This window comes from Herbaspirillum sp. B65 (assembly GCF_000333555.1).
GTDB classification, from domain to species: Bacteria; Pseudomonadota; Gammaproteobacteria; order Burkholderiales; family Burkholderiaceae_D; genus Herbaspirillum; species Herbaspirillum rubrisubalbicans.
Window position 1 is genome coordinate 1 of the sequence record NZ_BADI01001158.1, and the last position, 483, is coordinate 483.

Consider the following 483-nt stretch of genomic DNA (forward strand, 5'->3'; position numbering starts at 1 on the left):
CGTCCAAGGGTTTTACTTGAAGCAGATTTCCGACGACAAACAAAATGGCCAGGCGGTAGCTGGCAACGGATTTCGGGGACAAGCGATGGGTATCGGGCCGCAGATCCGATGGGACTGGACGCCAGGCTCGGCCGTGACTTTCAAATATCAGCGCGAGTTTTCGGTACGCAATCGTCCGCAAGGAGATCGGTTCTGGCTTCAGGTCAGCGTTCCTTTCAAGTGATGTACTAGCGCCGCCCATCGAAACGGCCAATGGCCGCCACCGCTGCCATGTGAGGCCAGTAGCGGGTTCGATTGGGCGCGTGGTGGACTACTGTTTGCGACGTCCGCAATCGGCTAACAGCAGCCGTTCGTATGACACATCGAGGGATTGAAAGCGCGACTCGGCAACACCTAAAATAGCTAGGAAAGATCTGCCCCTGGTGCAGCCAGGCGCCCCAGGCGGCATTGCTGGCGGCCACGTCGAGGTCGGCGTCCTCCAGG

1 protein-coding gene is annotated in these 483 nt (G+C 59.0%); it reads left to right on the plus strand.

Annotation, left to right across the window (positions count from 1 at the left end; genetic code table 11):
- Nucleotides 1-223: transporter (locus I5W_RS27840; protein WP_044531698.1), on the plus strand; the 223-nt coding region annotated here is incomplete at its 5' end.
- Nucleotides 224-483 lie beyond the last annotated feature (260 nt).